General features: G+C 38.9%; 12 protein-coding genes, 1 tRNA gene and 1 pseudogene. 9 read left to right on the plus strand and 5 right to left on the minus strand.

What is annotated here, in order from left to right:
* Nucleotides 1-342: 342 nt before the first annotated feature.
* Entirely contained in the window at nucleotides 343-1,587 is a 1,245-nt protein-coding gene (mtr, locus tag AAC147_RS06460; protein WP_047679686.1) for a tryptophan permease, read from the plus strand.
* Between the two features lie 134 nt (nucleotides 1,588-1,721).
* Nucleotides 1,722-2,294 carry an elongation factor P-like protein YeiP gene (gene yeiP, locus AAC147_RS06465; protein ID WP_047679688.1) on the plus strand — a complete coding sequence of 191 codons (573 nt, stop codon included), beginning with the start codon at nucleotides 1,722-1,724 and terminating at the stop codon, nucleotides 2,292-2,294.
* A gap of 78 nt (nucleotides 2,295-2,372) precedes the next feature.
* Here the strand turns inward: yeiP and AAC147_RS06470 are convergent, their stop codons facing one another.
* Nucleotides 2,373-2,690, minus strand: coding sequence for a type 1 fimbrial protein (locus AAC147_RS06470; protein WP_047679690.1), 318 nt, complete (start codon nucleotides 2,688-2,690; stop codon nucleotides 2,373-2,375).
* Between the two features lie 989 nt (nucleotides 2,691-3,679).
* Here AAC147_RS06470 and AAC147_RS06475 point away from each other — a divergent pair.
* Both AAC147_RS06475 and mepS read left to right on the plus strand, forming a co-directional pair.
* Nucleotides 3,680-4,384, plus strand: a complete 705-nt coding sequence (locus tag AAC147_RS06475; RefSeq protein WP_047679692.1) for a phosphatase PAP2 family protein — start codon at nucleotides 3,680-3,682, stop codon at nucleotides 4,382-4,384.
* Nucleotides 4,385-4,726: 342 nt separating this feature from the next.
* Nucleotides 4,727-5,314 (plus strand): bifunctional murein DD-endopeptidase/murein LD-carboxypeptidase, encoded by a 588-nt coding sequence (mepS, locus tag AAC147_RS06480; RefSeq protein WP_047679694.1) that lies wholly within the window; start codon nucleotides 4,727-4,729, stop codon nucleotides 5,312-5,314.
* A 91-nt stretch (nucleotides 5,315-5,405) separates the two neighbouring features.
* Here mepS and AAC147_RS06485 read toward each other — a convergent pair whose 3' ends face one another.
* The 3 genes and pseudogenes from AAC147_RS06485 to rsuA form a co-directional block, all read right to left on the minus strand.
* The gene (locus AAC147_RS06485; protein WP_047679696.1) at nucleotides 5,406-5,750 is read right to left on the minus strand and encodes a YejG family protein; all 345 of its coding nucleotides are present in this window, start codon (nucleotides 5,748-5,750) and stop codon (nucleotides 5,406-5,408) included.
* 672 nt (nucleotides 5,751-6,422) lie between these two features.
* Nucleotides 6,423-7,610, minus strand: a complete 1,188-nt coding sequence (locus AAC147_RS06490; RefSeq protein WP_047679698.1) for a Bcr/CflA family multidrug efflux MFS transporter — start codon at nucleotides 7,608-7,610, stop codon at nucleotides 6,423-6,425.
* A gap of 43 nt (nucleotides 7,611-7,653) precedes the next feature.
* Nucleotides 7,654-8,360 (minus strand): annotated as a pseudogene (gene rsuA / locus AAC147_RS06495) (16S rRNA pseudouridine(516) synthase RsuA).
* A 266-nt stretch (nucleotides 8,361-8,626) separates the two neighbouring features.
* Here rsuA and AAC147_RS06500 point away from each other — a divergent pair.
* Both AAC147_RS06500 and rplY read left to right on the plus strand, forming a co-directional pair.
* The gene (locus tag AAC147_RS06500) at nucleotides 8,627-10,384 is read left to right on the plus strand and encodes a DEAD/DEAH box helicase (protein WP_047679700.1); all 1,758 of its coding nucleotides are present in this window, start codon (nucleotides 8,627-8,629) and stop codon (nucleotides 10,382-10,384) included.
* 164 nt (nucleotides 10,385-10,548) lie between these two features.
* Nucleotides 10,549-10,830, plus strand: coding sequence for a 50S ribosomal protein L25 (gene rplY, locus AAC147_RS06505; protein WP_047679702.1), 282 nt, complete (start codon nucleotides 10,549-10,551; stop codon nucleotides 10,828-10,830).
* A gap of 112 nt (nucleotides 10,831-10,942) precedes the next feature.
* Here rplY and yejK read toward each other — a convergent pair whose 3' ends face one another.
* A complete protein-coding gene (gene yejK / locus AAC147_RS06510; protein ID WP_047679704.1) occupies nucleotides 10,943-11,950 on the minus strand; it encodes a nucleoid-associated protein YejK in 1,008 nt (335 codons plus the stop codon).
* A gap of 278 nt (nucleotides 11,951-12,228) precedes the next feature.
* On the opposite strand from yejK, the gene AAC147_RS06515 reads away from it, so the two are divergent.
* The 3 genes from AAC147_RS06515 to AAC147_RS06525 all read left to right on the plus strand — a co-directional run bounded on the left by AAC147_RS06515 (nucleotide 12,229) and on the right by AAC147_RS06525 (nucleotide 14,382).
* The gene (locus AAC147_RS06515) at nucleotides 12,229-12,456 is read left to right on the plus strand and encodes a YejL family protein (RefSeq protein WP_047679706.1); all 228 of its coding nucleotides are present in this window, start codon (nucleotides 12,229-12,231) and stop codon (nucleotides 12,454-12,456) included.
* Between the two features lie 31 nt (nucleotides 12,457-12,487).
* Nucleotides 12,488-14,230 carry an LPS biosynthesis-modulating metalloenzyme YejM gene (gene yejM / locus AAC147_RS06520; RefSeq protein ID WP_047679708.1) on the plus strand — a complete coding sequence of 581 codons (1,743 nt, stop codon included), beginning with the start codon at nucleotides 12,488-12,490 and terminating at the stop codon, nucleotides 14,228-14,230.
* Nucleotides 14,231-14,305: 75 nt separating this feature from the next.
* Nucleotides 14,306-14,382 (plus strand) — tRNA-Pro (locus AAC147_RS06525).
* The last annotated feature ends 158 nt before the right edge of the window (nucleotides 14,383-14,540 follow it).

Consider the following 14,540-nt stretch of genomic DNA (forward strand, 5'->3'; position numbering starts at 1 on the left):
AGTTAAAATTACTATTAGAATGATCATTAACAAAGTAATAACGTATGTCAGTTGTTGTAGGAGTCGGTATCATCATTATTGTGACCAATTAATTTTGCTGCAATCTCAATAATCTTCCTGATCCCCATTTCGAAGCCAGTCGTACTGCTATTAAACTGTGACAAGAGAAAAAATTCTATTTATCTATTTGATAAATTGGTTCTCTATCAGTGTATGCAGAATAAAACAACCGCTATTTGCACATTCCCATTGCACATTCCCATAAATAACTGTTTACACATGTCATTCATTAATGTATCGTCGCGCTAGTACAAAGGTAACACTGATTCATCAGGAGTCTATATGACCATTGAGGTAACGCAAAATTTGAAACGCCCTTCCATATTAGGCGGAGCCATGATCATTGCCGGTACTGCCGTCGGTGCTGGTATGTTCTCCATTCCCATTGTCACCTCTGGGGTATGGTTTATAGGATCGATAATTTTGCTGATATACACTTGGGTTTGTATCTATTTCTCCAGCCTGATGATTTTGGAAGCCAATATGAATTACCCCAGTGGAGCCAGTTTCCACACCATTACAAAAGAATTACTGGGGAAAGGCTGGAATACACTCACTGGGTTATCTATTACCTTTGTTTTATATATTCTGACTTACGCCTATATTTCAGCCGGTGGCTCAATTATTCTGCGTAACTTAAAAGATATTATTCCCTTGTCACAAACCGGGACAGGTCTTATTTTCTCATTTATTGTTGCCTTTATTGTTTGGTTATCAACCAAAGCAGTCGATCGCTTAAGCACTATTTTAATCGGTGGCATGACAATCACATTTATCATGTCAGTGGGAGGTATGTTTACGGAAGTGAAATCTGCTATTTTGTTTGATCATGCAAATACTGAAACCAGTTACTTACCTTATGCTTTCATGGCTCTGCCATATTTACTGACGTCATTTGGTTATCATGGCAACGTTCCGGGGTTAGTGAAATACTATAATAAAGATGTCAAAGCCGTTGCACGCAGTTTGCTCTATGGCTCTTTGATTGCACTGACTATTTACATTTTGTGGCAGTATGCCATTCAGGGAAATATTCCCCGTGAAGCATTCAAACAGATTATTGCTGATGGCGGTAACGTTAGTGACTTACTGAACCAAATGGATAGTACATCCGACAATGCAACAATAAACCAGCTATTAAATGCCTTTTCATATATGGCATTATCCAGCTCATTTTTAGGTGTATCTCTCGGTTTATTTGATTACCTGGCTGACTTTTTCGGATTTGATGATAGCAAAACGGGGCGTTTAAAAACGGCTTTAGTAACATTTATTCCGCCTACTGTGCTGGCATTATTCTTTCCAAATGGTTTCCTGTATGCGATTGGTTTTGCAGGATTGGCAGCAACTATTTGGGCCGTTATCGTACCAGCACTTATGGCCCGAGCCAGCCGCCAGCGTTATCCACAAGCCACCTATCGTACCCCTGGTGGTAACTTCCTGATAACATTTATTATCCTGTTTGGTTTAATAAATGCAGTAGTTCATATCTTCTCTTTATTTGATCTGTTACCTGCCTACCGCTGACTTTTCGTTTCCCTCTGCCCTGGTATTTTAACCGGGGCTTTCATTCACCTCTTGCCTAATTCACTGACTGCGAGTAGTTTTGTCGCCACCTTAACATTCATTCCACTATTACCCTGTTTTTACGGAAGGTATTTATGGCTAAAGCCAATGAAATTAAACGCGGAACCGCGATCAGCCACAACGGAAAGTTATTATTAGTCAAAGATATCGATATTCAATCACCCAGCGCACGCGGTGCCAGCACACTGTATAAGATGCGTTTTACTGATATTCGCACTGGTCAAAAAGTGGAAGAACGTTTCAAAGGTGATGATATTCTCGAAACAATTACACTAACCCGCCGCAGTGTCAGCTTCTCATATATTGATGGTGACGAATATATTTTCATGGATGATGAGGACTTCACCCCTTATCACTTTAAAAAAGAGCAAATTGAAGAAGAACTTTTGTTCATTCCAGATGAAGGTCTGCCAGGAATGCAAGTTATGACAATGGATGGCCAACTACTCGCTCTGGAATTACCACAAACTGTCGATATGATTATTGAAGAAACCGCACCGGGAATTAAAGGCGCATCAGCAAGTGCCCGCACAAAACCAGCCAGAATGAGTACAGGGCTGACGATCCAAGTTCCTGAGTATCTCAGCTCAGGGGAAAAAATCCGTATTCATATTGCAGAACGCCGTTATATGGGACGTTGCGATTAATTCTATAGTTTTTATATCCTCTATATATAAGTTGCTCTTTTATCGAATAAGAAAAGAGCAACTTATTACCAATTTAAATTAAAAGTAATCAACATGAATGATCGCCAAACGTTTTTTATTATCAGTCCACTTCACTCTGGAAACACCTATATTTCCGGGAAGTACGACATCCCCTGTTTTTTTTGTTTTGTACATTGGAACAATTTGCTTTACAGTGATATTTTTTCCTAATCGGTAGCAGGAAATATTAGCCTGAGTATTTGATACCACCACTTGACATCCCGGATCAACAATAGAGCCTGAAAATTGTATCTGTCCACTGATAGGTTGTGCATGTCCATAAGAAATCCATGAAAACAACAAACAGCTAATTAATAGTTTAAGATAATTTTGCATGGTCACCTCACTTTCGTTTTTCCATTAACAAAACTCAGTTACCTTTTATTCCTTCAAACTCCATAATAAATATTTCATGTAAAAATAATACGACATTAATACCTTTTATTGATTTATATCAAAGGTGAATTTATAGCTCAAAAGTTGATGCTAATTTTATTAATTTAATATACTGTTATAAAAAACCACTATTTGAGTTAAATCACAAATAAAGTTTAAAATTAGTCATTATAGTCTTTAAATTCGATATGCAAAAAAATGTTCGCTGACAAAAGGGAACGGCTATAGCACCATAATATTGAAGGATGCCAGATTTAAAATCCGAAGGGTAATGGGTCATCGCAGGATAAGATAAAAATATAAACAGAAAAATGATTATATTTCGTAACATAAGCAGTTAACCTCCACAACAGGTATCATTACCTTTTTTCGGTTTTAACCCCATGCCAATTTCAAAACCAGACAATGGATTAACGCCGAGCTATCTATATAACGATATAACGGAAAATGAAACAATTTCTTTATATGTTTTATTTATCATGACCACAATTCGACATAATATACTATCAAATTAGGATATGAAAAAATCAATCTTTAGTTATTTAATAGTAGTCAGTGCTCAATAATCGCACCAAATATATATTATCGGTACTGTATTAGTGATTTAGCTATTTTTTCGATAGCTCATAATTATTCATATGATAATAACATTGATGATAACTAACTAATATGAATGCATTCATAAATTTCAAGATACAATCTGGCAAAACCCGAATATACATAGATAGTTATATGGACAAATAATAACCATAAAAATGGCGATAAAGATCAACAAAATTACAACTTGAAGGATGATAGATATAGATATTTCTGCTGATTACATACTCTACCATTGGGCGATTACCCTTTTCTGTAAATTTTGCTATAGTGCACCATCAACCAATTTGACTACCAAAATCCATTTTCGCGTTAAGTAAGATAGGTAACCCATGACCCGTAGCCATCCACTCGCTATACTTATACTCAATCTGCTCGGTATCACCTTGTTTTTCTCATGGTATTTACCTGAGAACCACGGCTTTTGGTTTCACATTGATTCTGCAATTTTTCATTACTTTAATGAAAAATTGCAGCCAAATTCAAAATTTGCGTTATTTGTCGCTATCGTAAATGTAAGGGCATTTGATGTTATATCACTCTTATGTATGGGGCTGCTTTACTACAGCGCATTTCGCAAACAAGATTATGCAGGAAAACGCCGTCTTTTTATGCTTGGTCTGGTCATGTTAATAACAGCAGTGATTATAAATCAGATCGGCCATCAGATCCCCGTCAGCCGTCCAAGCCCAACGTTAACATTTGAAAACGTCAACCGCGTAAATGAAATGACAAGTCTGCATACCAAAGATGCTTCCGGCGATAGTTTTCCGGGGGATCATGGTTTGATGCTACTCATTTTTAGTTGCTTTATTCTTCGCTATATTTCTCGCGGAACGTTCTTCATTGCTTTACTGATTATGATCACTTTTGCCCTTCCCCGTATTATGGCAGGTGCTCATTGGTTTACAGACATTGTTGTCGGTTCATTATCACTCACATTAATTGGAATGAGCTGGGTGTTATTGACCCCACTCAGTGACATTATGGCTGCATGGCTAGATAAAAAATTACCTCATATCGGCCGTACTCGTTAAAACAATATTAATAGGGGAGATATGATCTATCTCCCCATTACCACACAACTTTTATCGAACGAGAATAAAATCGCCAAGATCATTCTAACCTCTTAGTTTATAATCTAATTTTTTGTAAATAACTCTTTTTATCTCTCGCTTTTTTCTCATAATTTCTGTACTCTTCCGCGAGTCCTTTTATTAAAATAATCGTTTTGTAAAGATATTAATAAAATGTGTAGCTTCACACACTTTAGGGACAGAAAGTTTGTCAATTCGCCATATTCTACTAGGCTTTAAGGCGTTTAATATTTTAACGATGGCGATAAGTCACATTAAGGACTGCAAGGGAAAATTAATACAATGGTCAAATCTCAACCAATAGTGAGATATATATTGCGGTTAATCCCCGCAATTATCGCGGCAGTGGCACTGACCGCATGTAGTTCTCCAGATTCCCAAATACGTAGCAAAAAAACTGAAACTCATGCAGTAAATGGTCAAAAGCATTTTCTACTGCAAACATCTCAGGATGAATTTGAAACTTTAGTTAAAAATCTGGACATTAAATCCAAGCTCCTTAACCAATATGCGGATTGGAAAGGCGTTGCCTATCGGCTTGGAGGAAGTACAAAACGTGGCATTGATTGTTCAGCTTTTGTCCAACGCACTTTCCATGATCAGTTTGGTATGGAATTACCACGCTCTACCTCAGAGCAACAGAAGATAGGCCAAACAGTCAGCCGTGCCAAATTAAAAGCGGGTGATTTGGTTCTCTTCAAAACAGGTGCTTACAGGCGCCACGTTGGCATTTATATCGGCAATAACCAATTTGTACATGCATCAACCAGCAGTGGAGTCATTGTTTCCAGATTAAATGACACCTACTGGAACAAGCGTTATTACGGTGCCAGACGTATTTTATCAGACAACATTAACGCCTCAATATAATCCTGAACCTGATTTTTCTTTTCCTGTTTTTCCCTTGCAGGATATAAAAAACGCTTCCATTAGGAAGCATTTTTTATCCGGTTATTATTTATTAAAGTGGGTAAAATGCGGTAATATTTTCCGCAATTGCAGCACCTAATGTCTTAAGCCGACATATCACAGCACTTTCATCCTCTCGAGCAAAAAACAAACATGGTTCACCTTCCCACTCAATTACCGCACTTACTATCTGCATATCAGAAATAGACTGATTGATATCAAGCAAAATACTCCATGCATGTTCGCCTTCATGGCTTAACAATTTCAGCCCCATCAGGCTATTCCCTATATCTGCCTCTTCCTCTGGCAAGATTTCAACTCTTGTACCAACAAAGCCAGATGACCACCGATAACTTTGCGGCAGTCTGTGTACTACCGAAAGTTGGATATTATTCACGTATTATTCCTATCAGAAACAACATTAATACATCTAACCACGAGCTGTAGGCTATCGACTCGTCAAAACCGAATAACCACCCAACAAAAAAGTAAATAAAAAGTTAAAATAAAAATTACAATATCACACTCTTTTCATCTTCAATTTGAAAAAAAATGAGATCAAACTCGCACTTTGTATATATTTATACTGTTTTGGTAAAAAATTCAACTTATTTTTATGCAAAACAGCAACTTTATGTTCAAATTTTATTTACAAATTTATGTTTTCATGAATTGTGCTACACAATAGCGTTCTCACAATATCCTTGTTTTACAAAATGTTAATTATCAACACAGTATTCACCCTCTGGGTTCATATATTTAACATTTTAAAGTTAACAAAAAACCAACACAGAGGATTCAACTGATATCATCAAATTAACAATCATCGATATTTTCCTGCTAATCGTTCGATATTTCCTGTTTATCCAATAAACAAACTGTTCTTAATTTATAGGAAGATTCTTCTGGGTTTTTACGGATGGAAATTATGTTTTCTGAGGAAAATGTTTCCTAAGAAAAGAAAGCTGAGGCATTGGTACACTTAATATCGCTATAAGCTCCAGCAACGATATAGACATGAAAAAGAGTAAGAAGCCACTTGAAAGTACAGATGGCTTCTTTGATTATTTTATGTCTTAGCCTTACGTGCATAAACAATCAATATCATCGCTAATATGACACACAAGGCCATCGAACCAACCATTGGCCAGGCACTTTTTTCAGGAGCAGAAGATAAAATTGCCCCAACCAAGGCAGCAATACTGAAACGTATGGTTCCAGATAATGAAGCTACTGTTCCTGCCATATGAGGGTAATCATCCAACACAACGGCCATCGCATTGGAAGTAATCAAAGAAATACTGCTGATATAAATAGCAACACCCAACACCAAAGAAATAAAACCCAAATCAAACATAGTGCTGAATAACAGCCATAATCCCATGACAAATTGAACAAATATGCCAAAATTCAGCATATTCAATGCGCCATATTTGCGAACAAACTGACTATTGATGGTTGTCATAATGAACATAAAGATAATGTTTAATCCGAAGTAATAACCGAAATGCTGTGCAGGAACACCATTCAATTTGATATAAACAAATGCCCCGGCATTAAGAAAAGAAAACATTCCAGCAAAAGAAAAACCACTTGCCAAAATATAACACAACACTTGGCGCTGCCTGAACAGCATAACAAATTGCCCTAAAGTGACCTTTGGATTGAAGCGCAGCCTTTTCTCTTTAGGTAGTGTTTCCCTGATAAGAACAGCAAATAAAAATGCAGCGATTACCGCAGCAATTGTGATAGACCAAAAGATAGCATGCCAGTTGAACCATACCATCACCATCCCACCTAACATGGGAGCTAATAGCGGAGCTATGATCATTACCAGTGTCACAAACGACATACTGCGTGAAAAATCATCTTTCGTGAACATATCACGCATCAAAGCATTAATCACAACACTGGCCGATGCAGCAGCAAAACCATGCAAAAACCGCATGGAAATAAAGGTACCTATATTTTGTGCCAAAGCACATGCAGCAGATGATATTGCAAAAACAATCACGCCACCTAGAATAACGGGTTTACGTCCCAAGCTATCAGACATTGGCCCATAAACTATTTGACCAATGGCAAACCCTAGCATGTAACTGTTCAATGTCATTTGAACTTTGCCATCACTGACACCAAAATCAATGGCTATTGTTGGCATACTTGGTAAATACATATCAATTGCCAATGGCATTAACATAGAGAGCAGCCCAAGAATAAGGACTAATCCCAAATAGGATAATCGTTGTTGTTGCACGCTTTTTTCCCAAAACAACTATGAACTATGAATAGATAAAAAATTAAGCTACTGGCATTTGTATGCTCTTAATTTCGTTTTCCGTCAACGCTCGATATTCCCCTGGCGCTAATTTGGGGTCCAAATAAATTTCGCCAATACGTTCACGATGAAGCCCAATAACATGATTCCCCACAGCAGCAAACATCCGTTTTACCTGGTGATACCGTCCTTCACTGATGGTCAGACGAACGAACTGAGATTCGATGATCTCTAATTTTGCCGGTTTTGTCAGTGTCTTTTCTCCATTCAGTTGAACACCTGCAAGAAATTTTTCCTCAGTATCCTCTGATATTGGGTGTTCCAGTGTTACAAGGTAAGTTTTTTCACAATGATGTTTGGGTGAAGTAATACGATGTGACCACTGACCATCATCCGTCAATAACACCAAGCCCGTAGTATCAATATCTAATCGCCCTGCCGAATGCAGTTTATGGGCAATAGGCTCATCAATAAAATACAAAATAGTTGGATTTGATGGATCATCAGTCGAACACACATACCCTTGTGGCTTATTCAACATAAAATAACGTGGACCGTCCAATTGCTCCATATTGTTCCTTCGTAGGCAACTACCTGCTCAGGTTTCAACTTATATGCCCCTGTTTTGATGATTTCGTCATCAACAGTAACTCGCTCAGCACGTAATTCACGCCCAACGTCATTACGGCTAATACCCAATTGTTGTGATAAAAATTTATCCAATCGCATGAATAGTTATACCTAACAAAAAATAATCTGACAGAAAATAAATATGAAAATACCTTTGATATTACAGGCAATTTCAAAGCTAATTTGAATACAAAATTAAGCAGATAATTTGCAGAATAATAGTAGATCAAATAACTATAATAACCATAAACTATCTGTTATAGCATACTGATCCTGATAATATTTTATCGTCGGCAGGTTGAAGGAAAAATGTTATCCTCCCTACCAATAACCTTTTACTCGATCTTCGTGACAGTAACATAACAATGGCTTTTACTTTACGCCCTTATCAACAAGAAGCGGTAGATGCGACCATTCGTCATTTCCGCAAATATAAAAAACCAGCAGTTATTGTTTTACCTACTGGTGCAGGCAAAAGCCTTGTCATTGCTGAACTGGCTAAACTAGCTCACGGCCGGGTTTTAGTACTGGCACATGTTAAAGAACTGGTTGCACAAAACCATAGTAAATATTGTTCTTATAACCTGAAAGCAGATATCTTTTCTGCCGGGCTGCATCAAAAGAAGAGTGAAGGAAAAGTTGTCTTTGGCAGCATTCAATCTGTAACCCGCAATTTAGACCGTTTTGACCACAACTTCTCACTGCTAATCATCGATGAATGCCACCGCATTGGTGATAATGAAAACAGTCAATATCAGCAAATTATCCAGCAACTCCAGAAAAATAATCCCCAGATCAGGATACTGGGTTTAACCGCGACGCCTTACCGTTTAGGTGTTGGCTGGATTTACCAGTATCACTATCATGGCATGATACGTGGTGACGAAAATTGCTTTTTTCATGACTGTATTTATGAACTTCCATTACGTTATATGATTAAACACCACTTTCTGGTTCCTCCAGAAAGGTTAGATATGCCCATAATGCAATATGATTTCAGTCAAGTACGTACCAATCAACAAGGCATTTTCAATGAAGCTGATTTGAGTCGAGAAATTAAACGGCAGAAACGTATTACGCCACATATTATCAGACAGGTCATTGAATATGCAGCAGATCGGAAAGGTGTAATGATTTTTGCTGCCACAGTTGAACATGCAAAAGAAATTTTCCTGTTACTTCCCACAGGACAGGCAGCATTAGTTAGCGCTGATACACCGAGTACTGAACGGGATCTTCTGATCAGCGCCTTCAAAAAACAGCAACTACGCTATATGGTTAATGTTGCTGTTCTGACAACAGGGTTTGATGCACCTCACGTCGATCTCATTGCGATATTGCGTCCAACAGAGTCCGTAAGCCTCTATCAGCAGATTGTTGGCCGTGGATTACGCCTGTTTCCTGATAAGAAAGAGTGCCTAATTTTAGACTATGCGGGCAACCCTCACGACCTTTATACTCCTGAAGTCGGCAGCCACAAACCCAGTTCACAAAATCAGCCTGTACAAGTATTCTGCCCAATCTGTCAGTTTGCCAATACCTTCTGGGGAAAATGCACCGCAGAGGGTGACATCATTGAACACTTTGGACGCCGTTGCCAAGGATGGGAAGAAGACGAAACAGGAAAAAGACACCAATGTGATTTTCGCTTTCGCTTCAAATCATGCCCGCATTGCGGAGCAGAAAACGATATCGCAGCCCGACATTGCCATCGTTGTCAAAAAGTGCTGGTCGACCCTGATGATATGCTGAAAGCAGCCCTTAAACTCAAAGATGCTCTTGTACTACGTTGTGGTGGAATGCAATTAACTCCGGGTAATGATAATAAAGGCGAATGGCTCAAAATCACTTATTATGATGAAGATGGCGCAAACGTATCTGAATTATTCCGTTTGACAACGCCTGGCCAAAAAAAAGTATTTGAACTGCAATTTATGCGCCATCACCAGCGAGCACCGGGAATTCCTTTACATTGGAAAACAGCTGGAGATATTGCCCATCAACTTCCTTTACTACGACATCCTGATTTTGTTGTTGCACGGAAAAAAGGGCAATTCTGGCGGATCCGGGAAAAAATTTTTGATTATCAAGGCCGCTTCCGACGGGCTAATGACCTGTATTAAGCGGTGTAATTACTCACAACAAAATACTTTCTATTTGCCGTTACATAGGTTTTTCGTTAAAATGCCGCCCGCTTAGCGTAACCCATAATGTTAAGCCAAGTATCGAACCTGCTGCTGGGTCGCCTGTAGCAGGATTTATTTTCTTCTTTTATAGAGAAAAAATAATGTTAACTATTAATGCAGAAGTACGTAAAGAGCAGGGTAAGGGTGCGAGCCGCCGCCTGCGTAGAGCTAACAAGTTTCCAGCAATCATTTATGGTGGTAACCAAGAGCCAGTTTCTATCGAACTGGATCACGATGCAGTTATCAACCACGAAAGCAAGCCAGAATTCTACGAGGTTCTGACTCTGGTTGTTGATGGTAAAGAAACTAAAGTTAAAGTGCAGGCAGTACAGCGTCATCCGTTTAAGCCTAAACTGACGCACATTGATTTCCTGCGTGCTTAATTAGCCACAATCGAGCTTTTATCGGGACGCCGAGTAAATAACGCCGCATTTGCGGCGTTATTTATCTTTATCATTTCGTTTATGAAGGTTTCAAACTCAGAGTCGGAATAGATTAGTGATTACCACTGCCACGGCGTTGGAGCTGATCACGCAGATTTGGAGGTGTACCCTTAATCGTTAATGTATCCGTTACCGGATCCCAAAAAATCCTTTCTCCGAGTAACATAGCATCAAAATTAATTGTCAATCCACCACCGCTGCCAGCAAACTTAGTCAACTGACGCAATGTACTGCGATCTGCCGGGAAACTTTCTTCCAACTCGTATCCCTTATCTTGTGAAAATTGCTGGAAGTTATGCTCACCTAATGGTGGTAATTCTTGAGACAGTTCCTGCAATTTAATCTCTTCGCCCGCCTGTAGTTGCTCATTACAATAGCTATAAACCTGTTGGCGATAAGCTTGCCGCTCATTTTTATCTAGCTGAGCAGATTCGCAATAATCATCTACTGCCTGCAATAACCCTTTATTCTGTACCTTAGTATTCATTCCTTCACTGGCAGCCAGAAAATCCATGAAAAAGTCAGAAACCTTACGCCCTACCCGCCCTTTCAGGAAAGTTAAATAGCGACAGGAGCCAGGGTTAGTTTCCCACTCAGTTAAGTCAATTCTGGCAACAATATCAGCATGAGGAATATCAAGATACTGCGTTGTATTTACATCTAATTCTTCATTGACAGAAGTACTACTACAACTGTTAAGAACCGCAATTAACAAATACTCCACAGCCAAATATCGGTACTGACAAAACAACACAGTACCACCTTCTGCAAACGGGTATTTTGCCAGTTCATCTTTCAGACGAACGGTTGCAGCTCGGCTAAAACCTAAAAAATCTTCATTCCCCTTACGTTGATGACAGAGTGACTCTGCAAGTTCACTGTCATCATTGAACACACCATAAGCTTTGCTTTTAGCGCTATACACACGATGCAATTCTGCCATCATCTCTTCCACTACCGCATTGGTATCCAGCAGAGAATCCCGCAAAATCACTTCCAGTGTTTGTTCATCACGTTTAATCAACTGATGTAACGCGATCTGGGTAATTTCCAGACTCATTATTTATACTCCTTTTACAGCTTTGACCTTCTGGCCTTTGCAGTTAGCGGCGTATTCAAACACTGTTACCTCTCTGCTGCAACCAAAAATCCCAATGATGGAAAAGCGTTCACAATTTAATTATTAACGTTACTCATTTCAAAGACTAAAATGATGCAACAGCTACAAAGCATGACAATAATTTGCACAATAAAGAAATTAAATTGTCATAAAAAAGCAGAAAATACCCCCTCTATACGGTAATATATGAGGCTTTGTATATTCAGGATATTTGAGTCATGCCACAATCTTCTCGCTACAGCGATGAAAAAGTTGAACATTTACTAGCTGAACTAGTAAATGTTTTCGAGAAAAACCATATTCCTACCGATCTTTCATTAATGGTTTTAGGCAATATGGTCACAAATTTAATCAACACGAGTATTGCTCCTGCTCAACGCAGACATATCGCAAACTCGTTTGCACACGCGTTACAATCTTCAATCAGTGAAGATAAAGCGCATTAATTTTTCCATTAAGACATTAACGTAAGAAAATATGGTGACTAGCCGCCAGCATTACCGCGAAAAAGTTTCTCAGATGATCAGTTGGGGACACTGGTTCGCTCTGTTCAATATTATGTTCAGTCTTGTGCTGGGCAGTCGCTATTTATTTGCATCGGATTGGCCGGGTTCACTGTTTGGTCGCATCTATGCGCTGGTCAGTTGGCTCGGTCATTTCAGCTTCATTGTTTTCACCATTTATTTATTGGTGTTATTCCCGCTGACATTTATTGTTATGTCACAGAGGTTGCTACGATTCCTTTCTGCCACCGTGGCAACGGCAGGGTTAACACTGTTGATACTTGATTCCTCCATCTATGTGCGTTTTCACCTACACCTGACACCACTGGTTTGGGATCTGGTAACCAACCCAGAACAAGGTGAACGGGCAAGAGAATGGCAACTGATGTTCATCTGCATACCAGTTATTTTTTTGGTACAGATGCTATACGGTACGTGGAGTTGGCAAAAATTACGTAGCCTGAGTCGACAAAAGTTCGGCAAACCATTAGCCGCTGTATTTATCACAGCTTTTGTTGCTTCCCATATAATGTATATCTGGGCAGATGCCAATTTCTATCGGCCTATTACCATGCAACGTTCGAACTTACCACTTTCATACCCAATGACAGCACGTAAGTTTCTTGAAAAGCATGGTCTGCTGGATAAGCAAGAGTACCAGCGTCGTATAAGCCAGCAAGGCAATCCTTCTGCTCTGACAGTTGAATATCCATTGAATACGTTATCTTACCGTGATAGCGGACGCGGTTATAATTTATTGTTATTGGTTGTAGATGGTTTGGATAATGATGACATTACCACTAATGAGATGCCATTCCTTGAGCGATTCACAAAAAATAACATCCAGTTTACCCAGCATTTCAGCACTGGTATGCAGAACGATACTGCGTTATTCGGATTATTCTACGGCATATCATCTGGCTATCTGGATGGTATTCTTTACAGCAGAAAATCTTCGGCACTTATAGATGCCTTGACTCATCAAGGGTATCAGTTTGGTTTATACTCATCAGATGGATTCAAAACCCCACTTTACCGCCAAGCTATTTTAACTGACTATTCACTCCCCAACGTTGACAAACCCAATGACAGCTTAACTTTAGAACAATGGCAACAGTGGCTAAATTTACGTAATAACACAACACCATGGTTTTCATTCTTAAACTTGAATGGTATTCCACCTTCATCAGATAAAGTTGACAAGAAAACACTGGATGTTGAAATCAATAATGTTCTGGACACCTTGATACATAAAGGTGCCTTAAACAATACCATCATTGTTATTACTGCTAAACATGGCAGCACCATTACAAACTCTCCACCAAAATGGTTTACAGGCGATAAGTTTAATCGTCAACAGATGCACGTTCCACTGATTATCCACTGGCCAGGCACACCAGCACAAACTATTAACAAACTGACTAGCCATCAGGATATCATGACAACATTAATGCAACGTTTACTGCATGTCAGTAATATCCCCGATGATTATTCGCAAGGAGAAGATCTTTTCAGAGCTCAAAGAGATACTCCTTGGCTGATCACTGGTGAAAATGGTTCATTAATTGTGACAACATCTCAAAACACAATCTACCTTTCCAAGAATGGCGAATACCATCTGTACGACCTAAATGGCAATGAGATCCAAGATACCAAACCCAATCTGACTCAGTTGTTACAAATACTAACTGAAATTAAACGATTTTTAGCAAATTAATTGTTTAAAAATCAAGCACTCACTAAACAAGGGGCTTGCTTTGCGGATAAAAAAAGGTAATATAAGCAAAGTCATCGGCATGTAGCGCAGCCTGGTAGCGCACCGTCATGGGGTGTCGGGGGTCGTAGGTTCAAATCCTATCATGCCGACCAAATTTCCCTAGAAAAACCAACCTATTACGGTTGGTTTTTTTATGGATGGAATTTATTAAAAAATATCTAATTATTCACCTTTACTAACCAATTTTCATACCATAACAGAATATCAGAGATAAGGTGACCTCCGACTCCGTTAATGAAAGATGAAGGCG

It is taken from the genome of Xenorhabdus sp. NBAII XenSa04 (assembly GCF_963866145.1).
Classification (GTDB): Bacteria; Pseudomonadota; Gammaproteobacteria; order Enterobacterales; family Enterobacteriaceae; genus Xenorhabdus; species Xenorhabdus indica.